Consider the following 16,310-nt stretch of genomic DNA (forward strand, 5'->3'; position numbering starts at 1 on the left):
CACCTCCTTGTAATACTTAAGAGTCTTAACCTATTTTACCAAAAAATAAGTTACCTTTATAGATAAAGATAACTTATTTTTTATATTATATGCAAATTTTAAATATAGCTTACTCTATTAGAGTTCCATTTTCCCCTTTTAAAGCTTCTTTAGCTTTTTCTAAGGAGGTAATTATAGTTTTTCTCCCCTGCTTTGATTGAACAAATTTAATGGCAGCTTTAACCTTAGGAAGCATAGAGCCTGGCGCAAAGTGTCCTTCTTCTATATATTTTATTGCTTCCTGAATAGTTAGCTTATCTAAATCCTTTTGATCTTCTTTACCATAATTTATAGATACCTTGTCTACGGCAGTTAATATTATTAACCTATCTGCATCCAAGATTTCAGCAATTTTTTCAGAAGCAAAATCTTTATCAATAACAGCAGCCACACCTTGAAGCTTGCCTTGGCCTTTATCTATGACAGGTATACCGCCGCCACCTACAGTTATAACTATATGTCCTGCTTCAACTAAGGTTTTAATAATATTCTCTTCTACTACCGCTATGGGCATTGGGGAAGCTATCACTCTTCTCCAACCCCTATTTGAATCTTCCTTCATTGAATAACCCTTTTCTTTCATTAATACCTTTGCTTGTTCCTCTGTATAAAAAGAACCCACAGGTTTTGTAGGATTTTTAAAACCTATATCCTCTTTATCTACTACTACTTGGGTTATAATTGTGGCTACATCCTTTTCTAATGCTCTCTTTTTCAGTTCCTCTCTTATTACCTGCTGAAGATGGTATCCTATATATCCTTGGCTCATAGCTCCACATTCTGGAAAGGGCATAATGAAATTACTATTGTTAATTGAAGCTGCCCCTTCATAAGTAGCTACAATTTGTCCCACCTGAGGACCATTGCCATGAGCCACTATAACCTCATGACCTTCTTCGATTAAATCTACTATGGCCTTAGAAGTATTATGGGCAGTTAATAACTGTGCTTCTGAAGATATATCTTTTGGATTAGCTTGAAGTGCATTTCCCCCTAAAGCGATGACGATTCTAGACATACTTGTTTCCTCCTAATAATTAAAGTGTAGCTATCATTACTGCTTTTATGGTGTGCATCCTATTTTCGGCTTCATCAAAAACTACAGAATGCCTACTTCTAAAAACCTCATCAGTAACCTCTCTAATATCTAAATTCAAATTATTTTTAGCCTCTCTGGCATTAGAGGTTTCAAAATCGTGGAAGGAAGGCAAACAATGCATGAATATAACATCTTTATTTTCTGTCCTTTCCATCATATCCATGTTTACCCTATATGGGTTCAATAACTTAACTCTTTCTGGTAATTTATCTTCTTCTCCCATGGAAGCCCAGATATCTGTATAAATAACATCTGCTCCTTTAACATGTTCTATATTGTCTGTAACTTCTATAATTGCTCCAGTTTTCTCTGCAATTTTATTAGTTTTTTCAATTACTGTTTCCTGTGGCCATAATTCCTTTGGAGCTAAAGCCATAAAGCTCATGCCCATCTTAGCACAGCCATACATAAGGGCGTATCCCATATTATTTCTAGCATCTCCTACAAAAACTAGCTTTATTTTATTTAAAGGTTTTTTTACATGTTCCTCTATAGTCATTAAATCTGCTAATACTTGAGTAGGATGGTCTACATCTGTCAGTCCATTCCATACAGGAACTCCTGAATATTTTGATAATTGGTCTACAGTTTCTTGCTCATAGCCTCTAAATTCTATTCCATCATAATATCTTCCTAAAACTTTAGCAGTATCTTCTAAAGATTCCTTTTTTCCCATCTGTGAATTACTTAAATAGGTAACATGAGCACCTTCATCAAAAGCAGCCACCTCAAAGGCACATCTAGTCCTAGTAGAAGTTTTTTCAAATAAAAGCACAATATTTTTTCCCTCTAATGCTTTTTCTTTAATACCTAGTCTTTTTTTAGCTTTCAAATTATGAGATAAATCTAATAAATACCTAATTTCTTCTGGAGTAAAATCCAACAATGTTAAAAAACTTCTTCCTTTTAAATTAACAGACATAAATACTCCCCCTTTATATATCTTTTCTATATAGCGGCATACTCATACATCTTGGTCCACCCCTACCTCTAGATAGTTCTGAGCTAGGAATAGCTAAGACTTTTATCCCATGCTTTGATAATATCTCATTAGTTACATAATTTCTGTTGTAGGTTACCACTACTCCAGGTGCTATAGCTAAAGTATTTGAGCCATCATTCCATTGCTCTCTTCCAGCAGTTATAGCATCTCCCCCGCCACATCTTATTAGCTCTACGTAATCCAAATTTAATGCATTCTTTAGTATATTGTGCAATGTTTCTGTATGACTTTTAAAGATTAATTTTTCTCTAGCCCCTCGAGCAATTTCATACACATTAAGAGGTCCCTCAATTCCTGGATGTATTGTGAACTTATCATAGTCTACCATAGTAAATACAGTGTCTAAGTGCATAAAGGCTCTACAAGAAGGTATAGCAAATACCAACACTCTGTTAAAATTTTCATTATATTTAAATAGCTTTTGAGTCATAATTTCTATAGCCTCTGCGGAGGTTCTTTCGCTACATCCTATAGCCACCACATCATTTGATAAAACTAATTGATCCCCACCTTCTACACTATAGGGTATGTCTCTTCTGTACCATAGAGGTATTTCTTCACTACTAAACAGATCATGATTATTGTATATACACTCTATAAAAAGGGTCTCTCTTTTTCTTGCAGTTCTATGCATAGAATTAATGCTTAATCCATTACCTATAGCCGCCGCAGGATCTCTTGTAAAATATAGATTTGGCATAGGATCAAGGTAAAAAGGATACTTATTATCCAATATGTCTATGAGAGAGGAAGGCTCTTTAACATGAATTTCATCTCTCCTAACTCCTGCCATAAGCTGCTCTATCATGGCTTGGACATCCATACTCAAAAGGTAATCCATTAAGGAATAGGTTAGGGATTTTGATGTAATATGGCTCTCTCTAATAAACTTTTCTAAAAACCCTTCTGTTATATTCTTATGACTTAAAGATTGAACTAATAAATCTTGTAGGTAAAGAACCTCAACGCCATTTTCCTTTAAAATATTGGCAAACCCATCATGCTCTATCCTAGCCGCTTCAAGATAAGGGATATCGTCAAATAATAGTCTTCCCAGGTATTCTGGAATTAAATTTTCTATTTCTTTTCCTGGTCTATGCAAGAGAACTTTTTTAAGCACTCCTATTTCAGAAGTAATATTAATCATAGAGCACAATTATCTCACCCCCTTATATTTTATAACCCCATTATACCTTTATATGTAAATATTGCTAAAATTTAATATTTGCTTGAATTGATCTAATTTTCAGTAAATTTTGAACTTTGCTCTTTTATACTTTCAATGCTTCTAGTATACTCTAGTATGCTTAGTATTTTGCTTTCAATACAGTTAAAAAATGTATATTGTTAAATATTAATGCATAATATCACTAGAACTTGCTAGGCTTATAAATAAAAATACTATATATTGAATATATATAGTATTTTTATTTACTTTGAATACTTATTCATTAGGCTCAAATGAGCAATTGTATAATATTTAGTAAATAGTTTATAAAAAAGTTATATTTTCTAGAAATTGCTTAAATACCAACCGCGAAAGGTTAAAATAAAAAGAAAACAAATTTATATTTATGTAAGTTAAAAAAACACCAATACTTTTTATACATATTTTTTTATACTTTATTCTTTTTGTTACATTTAATTAACAGAAAGTTATTATTATGTTAAAAATTAAGAGCAAAGCTTTCTATGCAGCTTTGCTCTTAAATATAAAATCCATATTATAAATTATATGCATTTATGGTCACTTTAGTTTTACAGGAGTAATGGGTTCCCTTCCATTGAGCACTGCTTCAATATTCATAGCAGCCATCATGGCCATTCTCTCTCTTGTTTCTACAGTAGCACTTCCAATATGAGGTGCTAAAACTACGTTATCTAATTCTTTAAGCCCTGGGTAAATTTCTGGCTCTTTTTCGTAAACATCCAATCCAGCTCCCCATATTTTTTTATTCTTTAACGCTTCATATAAAGCTTTTTCCTCTATGACTGGTCCTCTTGCCGTATTTATTATTATAGTGGTTTCTTTCATAATATCTAATTCTTTTTTGGTAATTAAATATCTTGTCTCTTCGGTCAATGGTACGTGAATTGATATTATATCACTATCTTTGCATAGAGTTTCTTTATCCACCCAATGAGCCTTAAATTCCTCTTCAAAAGCTAAGTCTCGTTTTCTATTATGGTAAATTATTTTCATATCATAGCCTCGACTTCTTTTGGCAAAGGCTTTTCCTATACTTCCAGCTCCAATTATACCTAAGGTTTTACCCGTTATATCCTGACCTAGATATAAATTTGGCTTCCATTCTGTAAATTTGCCTTCCCTTACATACTTATCTGATTCCACAACTCTTCTAGCAACACTTAATAGTAATGCCCAAGCTAACTCTGCAGTAGTATCTGTTAAAACTCCAGGGGTGTTAGTTACAATTATCCCCTTTTCCTTTGCATATTTAACATCTATATTGTTATAGCCTACAGCATAGTTAGCAAAGATTTTTGCCTTGTTTGCATTATCTATTATCTCCTCATCAATAATATCCTGTAATAAGCATAATACAGCATCCATATCTTTAATATTTTCTATTAATTCTTCTCTTAATAAAACTCTATCTTCTGCATTAACTTTTACATCAAAATGTTTGCTTAAAAAGTTTATAGCATCTCCTGGAATTTCTCTGGTTACAAATATCTTTTTTCTCAAAGTAATCGCCCCCTATTTTTATTATAGCATAAAAAAGAATCCTTTAATTAAAAGGATTCTCATTGTTATATCTCTAAATATCTACCAATTTTTCTAAACCTATTATATCTATGTTCTATTAATGCTTCATCCTTAAAAGAATTATATTTTTGAATAAATTCTTTAATTTTATACTTTAATTCCTTAGTTACCCTATCTGGTGACTTCTGAGCCCCACCTTCAGGTTCATTGATTATTTCATCTATAATTTTAAACTCTTTTAAATCAAGAGCTGTTATTTTCATAACTTCAGAAGCTTCTTTAGCTTTTGTTGCATCCTTCCATAATATACTTGCAAAACCCTCTGGAGATAAAATAGAGTAAATTGCATTCTCCAGCATCCAAACTTCATTAGCTACAGCTAAAGCCAAGGCTCCACCACTTCCGCCCTCACTTATAACTATAGATAGCACTGGCACCCTTAAAGTCATCATCTCATAAAGATTTTTGGCAATAGCTTCCCCTTGACCTCGTTCTTCTGCAGCCTTACCACAAAAGGCCCCTTGAGTATCCACGAAACATATCACTGGTCTTTTAAACTTTTCAGCCTGCTTCATAAGCCTTAAGGCTTTTCTATAGCCCTCAGGATGAGGCATACCAAAGTTTCTCCTTATATTCTCTTTTGTATTTTCTCCCTTAGCCTGAGCTATTACGGTGACAGGTCTTCCGTCAAAAAGTGCTATTCCTCCTATTATAGAAGGATCGTCACCATATAGTCTATCTCCATGCAATTCTATAAAATCTTCAAAAATATCTTTTATATATCTTTGTGCATTAGGTCTATCGCTTGCTCTGGCCAAATTCACTCTATCCCATGCAGATAAATTACTACTATTATTGCTCATAATTAAATCTCCTTATGAAGTAAAATTATCTTACTTAAGGTATTTTTTAATTCTTTTCTATGGACAATTTTATCTATAAATCCTTTTTGAAGTAAGAATTCTGCCTTTTGAAAATCTTCTGGTAGCGCCTCTCCGATGGTCTTTTCGATAACTCTTCTTCCTGCAAAACCCACTAAAGCTCCAGGCTCACTAAGTATTATATCTCCTAACATTGCAAAGCTTGCAGTAACACCACCAGTGGTGGGGTCTGTGAGTACTGTAATATATAACTGACCAGCTTCTGACAATTTAGTCAAAGCTCCACTAACCTTAGCCATTTGCATTAAAGATAAAATTCCCTCTTGCATTCTCGCTCCACCAGAAGTAGTAAATATGATTATAGGTAACTTTTTTTCTATAGCTCTCTCAATAGCTCTAGTTATTTTTTCACCCACTACACTTCCCATACTTCCCATCATAAAATAACTATCCATAACACATACTATGGCTTTTTCTCCATAAATCTTGCCTTCAACCGTAATTACAGCCTCATTAATACCCATTTTCTCCATACTGCTATATACTTTCTCTTCGTAACCATCAAAGTGAAGAGGATTCACACTCTTCATATTTGCATTAAATTCCTTAAAGGTACCTTCATCTAATATCATATTAATTCTTTCTTTAGAAGATAGTCTAAAATGATGATGGCAATAGGTACATACCTTTAAATTGCTTTCAATATCTTCATTATAAAGTATCCTTCCACATCCATCGCATTTTTTCCAAAGATTATCAGGGATAAAGGGCTTATCACCTTCCTCATCTTTATTTTGCAGGTTTGTGGTGCTAACTGTAATGTACTTATTTTTCTTAAAAAAATCTTTTAACATTTATCCTTCACCAACTTATCTTTTAAGAATCCAGTGTCATAAATACCTTTCTCAAAATTCTCATTACATATTATGTTAAACTGAAAATCGATATTATTATCTATACCTTCAATTATAAATTCCCCTAGAGCTCTCCTCATTTTCATTATAGCCTCTTCTCTAGTCTTCCCATGAACAATCAATTTAGCTATCATGGAATCATAATAAGGGGGAATAGTATATCCTTGATAAACAGCACTGTCTAGCCTTACCCCTGGCCCTCCTGGGATATTAAGCTGCTCAATTTTTCCTGGACAAGGCTTAAAGTTTAAATCAGGATTTTCAGCATTTATTCTGCATTCTATAGCATGCCCACTAATTTTAATATCCTGCTGTTTATACTTTAAAGGGATTCCTGAAGCTACATATATCTGTTCTTTTATAAGATCAATACCAGTTATCATTTCAGTAATAGGATGCTCCACTTGAATTCTAGTGTTCATTTCCATAAAATAATAATTACCCTTGCTATCAACTAAAAATTCTATGGTTCCAGCATTTTTATAATTTACTGCCTTTGCAGCTCTTACAGCCACTTCTCCCATTTCTTGTCTTAAGCTTTTACTTAAAAGAACAGAAGGTGCCTCTTCTAATACCTTTTGATTTTTCCTCTGAATGGAACAATCTCTTTCACCTAAATGTATCACATTGCCAAACTCATCGGCTAATATCTGAAACTCAATATGATGAGGATTCTCAATAAACTTTTCAATATATAAAGTATCATCATTAAAGCAAGCTTTTGCCTCCGCCTTGGCAGTATTATAAGCTGAAATAAATTCCTCATCCTTAGTGACAATTCTAATACCTCTTCCACCGCCACCTGCAGCAGCCTTGATCATGATCGGATAACCAATTTCCTTAGCGATGATTAAGGCTTCCTGCTCATCCTTTATAATGCCTTCATAGCCCGGCACTACAGGTACTCCTGCAGCCTTCATCACTTCTCTTGCTTTGGCTTTGTTCCCCATCATATCTATACTTTCGCTATCTGGACCTATAAATTTTACATTGCATTCTTTGCATATCTTCGCAAATTTGCTATTCTCAGATAGGAATCCAAATCCAGGATGTATTGCTTCTGCTCCGGTTAATATGGTAGCACTTAATATATTCTGCATATTTAAGTAAGAATCTTTCCCTAAAGCAGGCCCTATGCACACTGCTTCATCCGCCAATTGAGTGTGAAGGGCTTCCTTATCGGCTTCTGAGTATACAGCTACTGTAGCAATGCCCATCTCTCTGCAAGCTCTGATTATTCTTACTGCAATTTCACCTCTATTAGCAATTAAGATTTTTCTAAGCATATTATTCTCCCCTAACTACCAATGGCAAATATTATTTCTGCTTCACAAGCTTTGACTCCTTCTACAGTTGCCACAGCTTTACCTATACCAATTTTTCCTTTTGTCTTTATTATTTCCACCTCTAATTTTAAAACATCCCCTGGCACTACTTTTCTTTTAATTCTAACCTTATCCATACCAGCTAAATAGCCTATTTTACCTTTATTCTCTTCTAGACAAAGCATAGCTACAGCGCCAACCTGAGCTAGAGCTTCTATGATTAAAACTCCAGGCATCACTGGCTCTTCGGGAAAGTGACCTTGAAAGAAGGGTTCATTGATCGTAACATTTTTATAACCTACTGCTCTCTTCCCTGGCTCCATCTCTTCTATTTTATCCACTAAAAGAAATGGGTATCTGTGAGGTATAATACTTTGAATTTCTTTTATATCCATATATATAACCTACTTTCTTATTTTAAATAGAGGCTCACCATACTCTACCATATTGCCGTTTTGCACAAGTATTTCTATAATTTCACCATCAACTTCGCTCTCTATTTCATTCATCAATTTCATAGCTTCTATTATGCATATAACCTTACCTTTTTTTACTTTATCACCAATACTAACAAAAGGTTCCTTATCTGGACCTGGCGTGATATAGAAGGTTCCAACCATTGGAGACACTATGCATTCAAAGTTTCCTTGCTCTGAATCAGAAGCCTTTTGATTAAGATCCAAAGCTTCCTCTAGCTTAACATCACAAGGCTTTGAATTGTTTTCTGTAACATAAGCCTTATGCTCCTTCTCAACCCTTTCAACATTTTCTCGATGGTAGGATTTATCCATCTTAACATAAAAATCCTTATCTTTTAATTCAAAATAAGCTAACTGTGAGCTATCAATAAGCTTAATAAGCTCATAAATTTCTTTACAGTCCATAATCTACTCCTTCTCCTTATTCATTCCACTTTTTAATTATTAAAGTAGCATTGTGTCCACCAAAGCCTAGGGAATTAGTTAGTGCATACTTCATTGAAATTTCTCTACCCACATTAGGTACATAATCTAAATCGCACTCTTCATCCTTAACCTCGTATCCAATAGTTGGAGGTACAAAGTTTTCTTGCAAAGCCTTTACACATATAATGGCTTCTATAGCTCCTGCAGCACCTAATAAATGCCCTGTCATAGATTTTGTGGAGCTTACTGGTATATTATAAGCATCTTTTCCAAATACATTTTTTATTGCAATAGTCTCAAACTTATCATTGTAAGGGGTTGATGTACCATGAGCATTTATATAACTCATCTCATTAGCTTCAATGCCAGCTTCCTTTATAGCCATAGTCATAGCTTTGCTTGCTCCTAAGCCTTCAGGGTCTGGTGAAGTCATATGATAAGCATCACAGGTAGCACCATATCCTACTATTTCAGCATAAATTTTTGCCCCTCTTTTTAAAGCGTGTTCTAAACTTTCTAGAATTAGTATCCCTGCTCCCTCTCCCATAACAAAACCATCTCTTTCCTTGTCAAAAGGAATAGAAGCTCTTTTTATATTTTCACTGGTACTTAGAGCTGTTAATGAGGCAAAGCCTGCTAAGCTTAAAGGTGTTATAGACGCTTCTGTACCTCCAGCAATAATCACATCTAGTTCACCATTTTTAATAAGCTTAAAGGCATCTCCTATAGCATTAGTCCCTGTAGCACAAGCTGTTACCACAGAAGTGCACATACCCTTGGCTCCATATTTTATAGCTATGTTTCCTGAAGCCATATTTCCTATTATCATTGGTATTAATAAGGGTGAAACTCTACTAGGACCTTTTTCAAGGAGTTTTTGGTGCTCTTTTTCGATAGTACTAAAGCCACCTATACCTGAACCTACTAATACCCCAAATCTATCTTCCTCTAAAGAGTTTACATCTATGGCTGAATCTTCCATAGCTTGATGGCATGCAGCCATTGCAAATTGACAAAATCTATCCATTCTTCTTGCGTCTCTTTTGTCAATATAGTTTTCTGGAACAAAATCTTTTACTTCTGCTGCTATTTTAACTTTATAATCATCAGTATTAAAAGCTTTTATAAAGTCTATACCGCATTTTCCTTGTTTGGAGTTGTTCCAAAAACTATTTACATCATTTCCTATAGGAGTTATAGCTCCCATACCTGTTATTACTACTCTATTTTTCATAGAATTTACCACCTTATCATTTTTTATATTTACATTACCATACCGCCATCTACATTTATAACCTGCCCTGTTATATAGCTAGCCTCATCACTGGATAGAAATGCTACTAACTTAGCTACATCCTCAGGAGTTCCTAATCTTTTTAGCGGAATTGATCCTTTTAATTCTTCTTTAACTTTATCTGATAATACCTCTGTCATATCCGTTTGGATAAAGCCAGGGGCTACTGCATTTACATTTATGCCTCTTGAACCTAACTCCTTAGCCAGAGATTTAGTGATACCTATAATCCCAGCTTTAGAAGCTGCATAATTCAATTGGCCAGCATTACCTACCAAGCCAATAACAGAAGATATATTTATTATTTTTCCACATTTTTGTTTTAACATAACAGGTGTAACATGTTTTATGCAATTAAAAGTGCCTTTTAAATTTATTTCTATTACCTTATCAAAATCTTCTTCCTTCATTCTTAATAAAAGAGTATCCCTAGTAACTCCTGCATTATTTACAAGTATATCAATGGAAGCGTATTTATTAACAGTTGCTTCCATAAGTCTCTGAGCTTCATCAAATTTACTTACATCTGCTTTAAATAGCATATGATCTCCACCAAAGGCGTTTAACTCTTCCAAAGTCTTTAAAGCTTCTTCTTCATTGCTTCTATAATTTAATACTATATTTGCACCAAGACTTGCCAGTTTTAAAGCAATGGCTTTACCAATGCCTTTAGCACTTCCAGTGACAATAGCACATTTATTTTTTAACATGAAATACCTCCTTAATTTTACGATATAATCTCTAAGGTCTTTTCTAAGCTTTTCATATCTTCTACATTATAAGTTTTTGCTTTTCTATCAATCTTTTTAACGAAAGTGCTTAAAGTCTTTCCAGGACCTATTTCAATAAAGGTATCAACGCCTTTATTGAGCATATTTATTATGGTTTTCTCCCATTGAACAGAAGACATTACTTGAAGTTTCATTAAATCCTTTAAATTTTCCTCTTCTATATACTCTGCAGTTACATTAGAAATAACAGGTATACTGATTTTATTAAAGGTTATTTTCTTTAATTGTTCTGCTAAATTTAAAGCTGCAGGTTTTAACATAGAGCTATGGAAAGGAGCGCTCACTGATAATTTTATAGTTTTTAAAGCTCCCATGTCCTTAGCTATTTCCATAGCAAAGTCTAATGCAGAGGTGTCGCCAGCTATTACTATTTGACCTGGGCAATTATAATTTGCTACTTCTAATATTCCTTTTTTAGCGGAAGCTTCACATAACTCCCTCACTTTATCTTCTTTAAGACCTAGTACAGCCACCATACCTCCAATACCTTGTGGTACAGCCTCTTGCATAAATCTGCCTCTCTTTTTCACCAACTTCACAGCCTCTTTAAAGCTTATGGCACCGCTGCATACTAAAGCGCCATATTCACCTAAACTTAGACCAGCTACTACTTCTGGTTTTATATTATATTTATCTAATGCCTTTAAAGCTGCTATACTAGTAGTTAATATGGCGGGCTGAGTATTCTCAGTCTTATCTAAATCCTCTTTTAATCCTTCAAAGCACAAAGTTGAAAGGCTAAATCCTAAAGCCTCATTGGCCTCTTCAAATACTGACTTAGCTTCCTCTAAATTATTGTATAAGTCTAATCCCATACCCACATATTGCGATCCTTGACCCGGGAATATAAAAGCTATTTTACTCATTTATTCCTCCATTAAATCCTGTTTTGGAAATTCTTTATGATTGCTTGAGCTTCTGTAAACATTTCTTCTATTATATCTTTACAGCTTTGTTCTTTATTTATTAAACCCGCTATTTGCCCAGCCATCACAGAGCCATATTCTACATCTCCATTTACCACTGCCTTAGGTAAAGCACCTTTTCCTAATTCTTCGTATTTTTCTGCTGGTGCATTTTCTTTTTCTAAAAGTTGAAATTGTCTTGCTAATTTGTTCCTAATGACTCTTACAGGATGGCCTGTGGCTCTACCTGTAACTACTGAATCTATATCCTTAGATTTTATTACCTTATCCTTATAATTTTGGTGAACAGTACATTCTTTTGCCACCAAAAATCTTGTACCTACTTGAATTCCTTCTGCTCCAAGCATAAGGGCCGCAGCCACTCCTCTTCCATCTCCTATACCTCCTGCAGCAATAACAGGTATATTCACCGCATCCACTACCTGAGGTACTAAAGCCATGGTGGTTAACTCCCCTATATGTCCTCCAGCTTCACAGCCCTCCACTACTACAGCGTCTGCACCGCATCTCTCCATTCTAATAGCTAGAGCTACAGAAGGTACTACTGGTATGACTTTAATACCATGGGATTTCCACATATCAATATACTTACCAGGATTTCCAGCCCCTGTAGTAACTACTTTAACTCCCTCTTCACAGACTAATTTAGCTAGCTCATCGGCATTGCTGCTTAAAAGCATTATATTCACTCCAAAAGGCTTGTCTGTAAGTTCCTTTGTTTTCCTTATTTGTTCTCTTACCCATTCCACTGGCGCATTAGCACCTGCAATAAGTCCTAAGCCTCCTGCATTACTAACTGCTGCAGCTAATGAACTATCAGCTATCCAAGCCATGCCACCTTGAATTATAGGATACTCTATATTAAGCATACTTGATAATTTACAATCAAACATATTAATCCTCCTATTTAATAGGTCAGATATATACATATCTGACCTATAATAAATTTATTATGCTGTCTTTTGTTCAATATACTTTACTGCATCTTCAACAGTTTTTATGCTTTCTGCATCTTCTATTTGGATATTAAAAGCTTCTTCTAATTCAATTATTATTTGGAATAAATCTAAAGAATCCACTCCTAAATCTTGAAAAGATGTTTCTAATTTTACTTCTTCTTCTTCTACACCTAATTGATTAACTATAATTTCCTTAATTTTTTCAAATATCATGATTTAAACCTCCAAATTTATATATTATATTTTAATTGTTGCCAAGTTATATGAAGTTTATATATTATATTCTAATTATTACCATTCAATAAGAGCAGCACCATAGGTTAGGCCTCCGCCAAAACCTACTATTATAACCTTATCTCCCTTTTGAAGCATTGCATTATTGTTCATTTCATGTAAGGCTATAGGAATACTAGCTGCTGAAGTATTTCCATATTTATCTACATTGATGTAAAACTTATTTAGGGGTATATTTAATTTTCTGCTTGCAAAATCTATTATTCTATAATTAGCCTGATGAGGTATTATGTATTTCACCTCTTCTAAGCTACAATTGCCATCACTTATGACTTTCTCTATAGCTTCTATAATAGCGCTGGTTGCAAACTTAAATACTTCTCTCCCATCCATTATCACATGATTATCTTTTGATTGTATTTCTTCTTTCTTAGCAAAGGGATTTCTAAGGGAAAGAGCTCCACATTCTAAGCTATCTCCTTTTTCACCCACTGACTTTGTATATAGAGATATTATTCCCTTTTCTTCCGAGGCAGATAACAGGGCTGCTCCAGCTCCATCTCCGAACAAGACGCAGGTGTTTCTATCCTCCCAATTTACAATCTTAGATAAAACCTCCGCTCCAATAACCAATGCGTTCTTCGCTTGTTTTATACTGATTAAGCTATGAGCTATGGTTAATCCATAAATAAATCCTGAACAAGCTGCATTAATATCAAAAGCGGTAGCATTAATAGCGCCTATATTCTTTTGAACAATACACGCCATAGAAGGAGTAAGCATTTCTCCCGTAATTGAAGCAAAAATTATTAAATCTATATCCTCAGCTTCTAACCCGGAGCTTTTTAATGCCTCAAGAGCTGCTTTTGTTCCTATGTCTGAAGTGTCCTCATCTGTAGCTATCCTTCTCTCTTTAATACCAGTTCTAGAAACTATCCATTCATCATTTGTGTCCACAAATTTTGATATATCTTCATTGGTCAATATAAAGGAAGGCGTGTAATTGCCTGTGGCAATTATTTTAGAGTTAATCATTTTTATTCTCCTTTATGCTTCAAGTTATATTTATCTTTAAAGAAGATATTTAGTTTTTCTAAAGAATTAGTAAGCACTTCTTCCTCTTCTTTAGATAATCCTCCAATAGTTGCTTTTATCATATCAGAGTGAAACTTTTCATGTATTCTATAAGCTAACTTACCTCTCTTAGTCAATTGGATGAGAACAACTCTTCTATCCTCTTCGATTCTTTTTCTCTCCACATAACCTTTTTTGATAAGCTTATTTATAGCTGTGGTTAAGGTTCCTACTGTTATTCCTAAATCTCCAGCTACCTCTGACATGCTTCTTGGTTCATACATACCAATAGCTTCAATAGTGTGGATTTCCGTAACTGAAAGATCTTTAAAGTCTCCGCTCTGTAAAGCATTTTGTTCAATCTGAAGAATATCATTAAATAAATTAACTAAAAGCTCATTTAATACATTAACTGCTTTACTCATGAAATTTATACACCTCTTAATATATTTATAAGGTTTATTTTTGACTGTCAAATATTTTGATAGTCAAAGTATATTATAATTAAAAAGAACTGTCAACAGTCTAAAATAAATCTAAAATCCGTTATATTATCGTTTTATGCAAAATTACACTAAAATATTTAAAAAATTCTTAGTGTACCTTTATATAGATACTTAATTCACAACTTGAATTTTTTTAAAAAACTTCCTGTACTATAGTTATTTATAAGTTACTCATATATTAAGGTGTAAATAAAACTCATTATAACATAGAATTTTACCTACACCTTTAAATTAATTGATTCCTATAAAAAAGTTAATATGTAAATTAATATATCTACTATTTTTCTTCCATATAGCAATCTACTATTTCTCCATAATAAACTGTATGGTAATCTCCTTCAATATAAGTAGATTTTTTTATATCTTCATTAAGCATATCTGTAGTTAAATCATGCTTATATATAATTTTGCATTCATAAAATATTTGACAACCATCTATCACAGGAGTTTCAATAGAATTACTTTTCTTTGTTTCTATACCTGCTAACTTAAATTTATCTAAATCTCGTCCAGATTTTGAGCCGCATATACCTAGAGCCTTTTTCATTCTTGGGTCTAAAGGTATGCTTATGGTAAATTCGTTACTATTTCTTAATATTTCGTGAGTATATCTTGACTTTCTCACAAATATAGTAAAAGTAGGTCTTCCCCATTCAAATCCCATATTTCCCCAACTGATGGTCATAGTATTAACTCTTTCTCCATCCTTTGTAGTAAGAAAAGCCCCTTGCTTGTGTAGATATTTCATAGTTTTATCTAAATATTTAATGTATTCAGCACCCATATAAAATCCTCCATGTTCGCTATTTTTATTCTATTATATCATATGTAAATATTAGAATTCTAATCATAACTCATAAAATGATGAATCCAATATCTTTATTATTTTTGAGAAAGCAAATTATCGTAGTATTTTACTAATTCAATATATTCTCCTAAAATTTTTCTTCCCTCATCACTTAAATCATAAACTCCTCTACTCACTTTATTAAACCATCCATAGTAATTATCAGAAAGTATAGATAAGGTTTTCTTTTCATCAGTTCCATAGGCCCTTAGGTTTTTAGGTGACATAGCCCCATATTTATTTAAACAGCAAGCTATAAAAATTGCACTTTCTCTATAGGAGGTAACTAATTTTTTCCCTGTACTTCCTCCTACATTTAAATCATATTGTCTACTATTTACTTCTTTTATCAAATTTGCCCGTTTCTTTTTATTCATGGCTTTACTCTTTGATATGTCAAACTCCTTTGGATGAATAGGTATTTCAATAAAACTTTTCTCTCCTTTAAAGGATACCAATATTAACCCTAGTTCTAATCGTCTTATTAGGTAACAAATATCCTTCCATTTTGAAGTAAAAGTCAATTTTTTAGGTTTAGGAATGGCTATATATACAGAATCTGCTAGTTTCTGACGTTTTACTCCCTGCAGCAATAAGTCTACACTAAGATTTTTCTTAAGTTCTACAATAACTAACTCATCCTCTTTTATTGCTGATATATCGCAATAATTAACTTCACTACGAACCTTATAACCTTCATTAATTAAATAATCATTTACTGGTTTCCATAGATCTACTTCTTTAATATTTTTCTCAATTTTCTTCATCCTTAAGCCCCCTTA

The 16,310-nt window shown here is 33.4% G+C and carries 18 protein-coding genes; all 18 read right to left on the bottom strand.

The window, feature by feature from the left end:
* Positions 1-109: 109 nt before the first annotated feature.
* The 18 genes from arcC to BN2665_RS15435 all read right to left on the bottom strand — a co-directional run bounded on the left by arcC (position 110) and on the right by BN2665_RS15435 (position 16,295).
* Entirely contained in the window at positions 110-1,057 is a 948-nt protein-coding gene (gene arcC, locus BN2665_RS15350; RefSeq protein WP_055667972.1) for a carbamate kinase, read from the bottom strand.
* 19 nt (positions 1,058-1,076) lie between these two features.
* On the bottom strand, positions 1,077-2,060 hold the full coding sequence (gene argF, locus BN2665_RS15355; RefSeq protein WP_055667973.1) for an ornithine carbamoyltransferase: 984 nt from the start codon (positions 2,058-2,060) through the stop codon (positions 1,077-1,079).
* A 13-nt stretch (positions 2,061-2,073) separates the two neighbouring features.
* On the bottom strand, positions 2,074-3,288 hold the full coding sequence (gene arcA / locus BN2665_RS15360) for an arginine deiminase (protein WP_055668418.1): 1,215 nt from the start codon (positions 3,286-3,288) through the stop codon (positions 2,074-2,076).
* A 600-nt stretch (positions 3,289-3,888) separates the two neighbouring features.
* On the bottom strand, positions 3,889-4,851 hold the full coding sequence (locus BN2665_RS15365; RefSeq protein WP_055667974.1) for a 2-hydroxyacid dehydrogenase: 963 nt from the start codon (positions 4,849-4,851) through the stop codon (positions 3,889-3,891).
* Positions 4,852-4,916: 65 nt separating this feature from the next.
* Positions 4,917-5,735 (bottom strand): acetyl-CoA carboxylase carboxyltransferase subunit alpha, encoded by an 819-nt coding sequence (locus BN2665_RS15370; RefSeq protein ID WP_055667975.1) that lies wholly within the window; start codon positions 5,733-5,735, stop codon positions 4,917-4,919.
* A gap of 2 nt (positions 5,736-5,737) precedes the next feature.
* Complete coding sequence (gene accD, locus BN2665_RS15375) at positions 5,738-6,607, bottom strand: acetyl-CoA carboxylase, carboxyltransferase subunit beta (protein WP_055667976.1); 870 nt, start codon at positions 6,605-6,607, stop codon at positions 5,738-5,740.
* Positions 6,601-7,953, bottom strand: coding sequence for an acetyl-CoA carboxylase biotin carboxylase subunit (locus BN2665_RS15380; protein WP_055667977.1), 1,353 nt, complete (start codon positions 7,951-7,953; stop codon positions 6,601-6,603). The genes accD and BN2665_RS15380 overlap by 7 nt, the downstream gene beginning before the upstream one ends.
* Positions 7,954-7,964: 11 nt before the next feature.
* Positions 7,965-8,387, bottom strand: a complete 423-nt coding sequence (gene fabZ / locus BN2665_RS15385; RefSeq protein ID WP_055667978.1) for a 3-hydroxyacyl-ACP dehydratase FabZ — start codon at positions 8,385-8,387, stop codon at positions 7,965-7,967.
* A gap of 9 nt (positions 8,388-8,396) precedes the next feature.
* A complete protein-coding gene (accB, locus tag BN2665_RS15390) occupies positions 8,397-8,876 on the bottom strand; it encodes an acetyl-CoA carboxylase biotin carboxyl carrier protein (RefSeq protein WP_055667979.1) in 480 nt (159 codons plus the stop codon).
* A gap of 16 nt (positions 8,877-8,892) precedes the next feature.
* The gene (fabF, locus tag BN2665_RS15395) at positions 8,893-10,131 is read right to left on the bottom strand and encodes a beta-ketoacyl-ACP synthase II (protein ID WP_055667980.1); all 1,239 of its coding nucleotides are present in this window, start codon (positions 10,129-10,131) and stop codon (positions 8,893-8,895) included.
* A gap of 29 nt (positions 10,132-10,160) precedes the next feature.
* Entirely contained in the window at positions 10,161-10,901 is a 741-nt protein-coding gene (gene fabG / locus BN2665_RS15400) for a 3-oxoacyl-[acyl-carrier-protein] reductase (protein ID WP_055667981.1), read from the bottom strand.
* 17 nt (positions 10,902-10,918) lie between these two features.
* Positions 10,919-11,848, bottom strand: coding sequence for an ACP S-malonyltransferase (gene fabD, locus BN2665_RS15405; RefSeq protein ID WP_055667982.1), 930 nt, complete (start codon positions 11,846-11,848; stop codon positions 10,919-10,921).
* An 11-nt stretch (positions 11,849-11,859) separates the two neighbouring features.
* Positions 11,860-12,801 (bottom strand): enoyl-[acyl-carrier-protein] reductase FabK, encoded by a 942-nt coding sequence (gene fabK, locus BN2665_RS15410; RefSeq protein ID WP_055667983.1) that lies wholly within the window; start codon positions 12,799-12,801, stop codon positions 11,860-11,862.
* 57 nt (positions 12,802-12,858) lie between these two features.
* Positions 12,859-13,080 (bottom strand): acyl carrier protein, encoded by a 222-nt coding sequence (acpP, locus tag BN2665_RS15415; RefSeq protein WP_055667984.1) that lies wholly within the window; start codon positions 13,078-13,080, stop codon positions 12,859-12,861.
* 78 nt (positions 13,081-13,158) lie between these two features.
* The gene (locus BN2665_RS15420) at positions 13,159-14,136 is read right to left on the bottom strand and encodes a beta-ketoacyl-ACP synthase III (protein ID WP_055667985.1); all 978 of its coding nucleotides are present in this window, start codon (positions 14,134-14,136) and stop codon (positions 13,159-13,161) included.
* Between the two features lie 2 nt (positions 14,137-14,138).
* Entirely contained in the window at positions 14,139-14,600 is a 462-nt protein-coding gene (locus BN2665_RS15425; RefSeq protein WP_055667986.1) for a MarR family winged helix-turn-helix transcriptional regulator, read from the bottom strand.
* Positions 14,601-14,958: 358 nt separating this feature from the next.
* Positions 14,959-15,465: a flavin reductase family protein gene (locus BN2665_RS15430; RefSeq protein ID WP_055667987.1), complete on the bottom strand. Its 507-nt coding sequence runs from the start codon at positions 15,463-15,465 to the stop codon at positions 14,959-14,961.
* A gap of 98 nt (positions 15,466-15,563) precedes the next feature.
* Positions 15,564-16,295, bottom strand: a complete 732-nt coding sequence (locus tag BN2665_RS15435; protein ID WP_055667988.1) for a DUF2161 domain-containing phosphodiesterase — start codon at positions 16,293-16,295, stop codon at positions 15,564-15,566.
* Positions 16,296-16,310: the final 15 nt, after the last annotated feature.

It is taken from the genome of Desnuesiella massiliensis, from assembly GCF_001403615.1.
GTDB classification, from domain to species: Bacteria; Bacillota; Clostridia; order Clostridiales; family Clostridiaceae; genus Desnuesiella; species Desnuesiella massiliensis.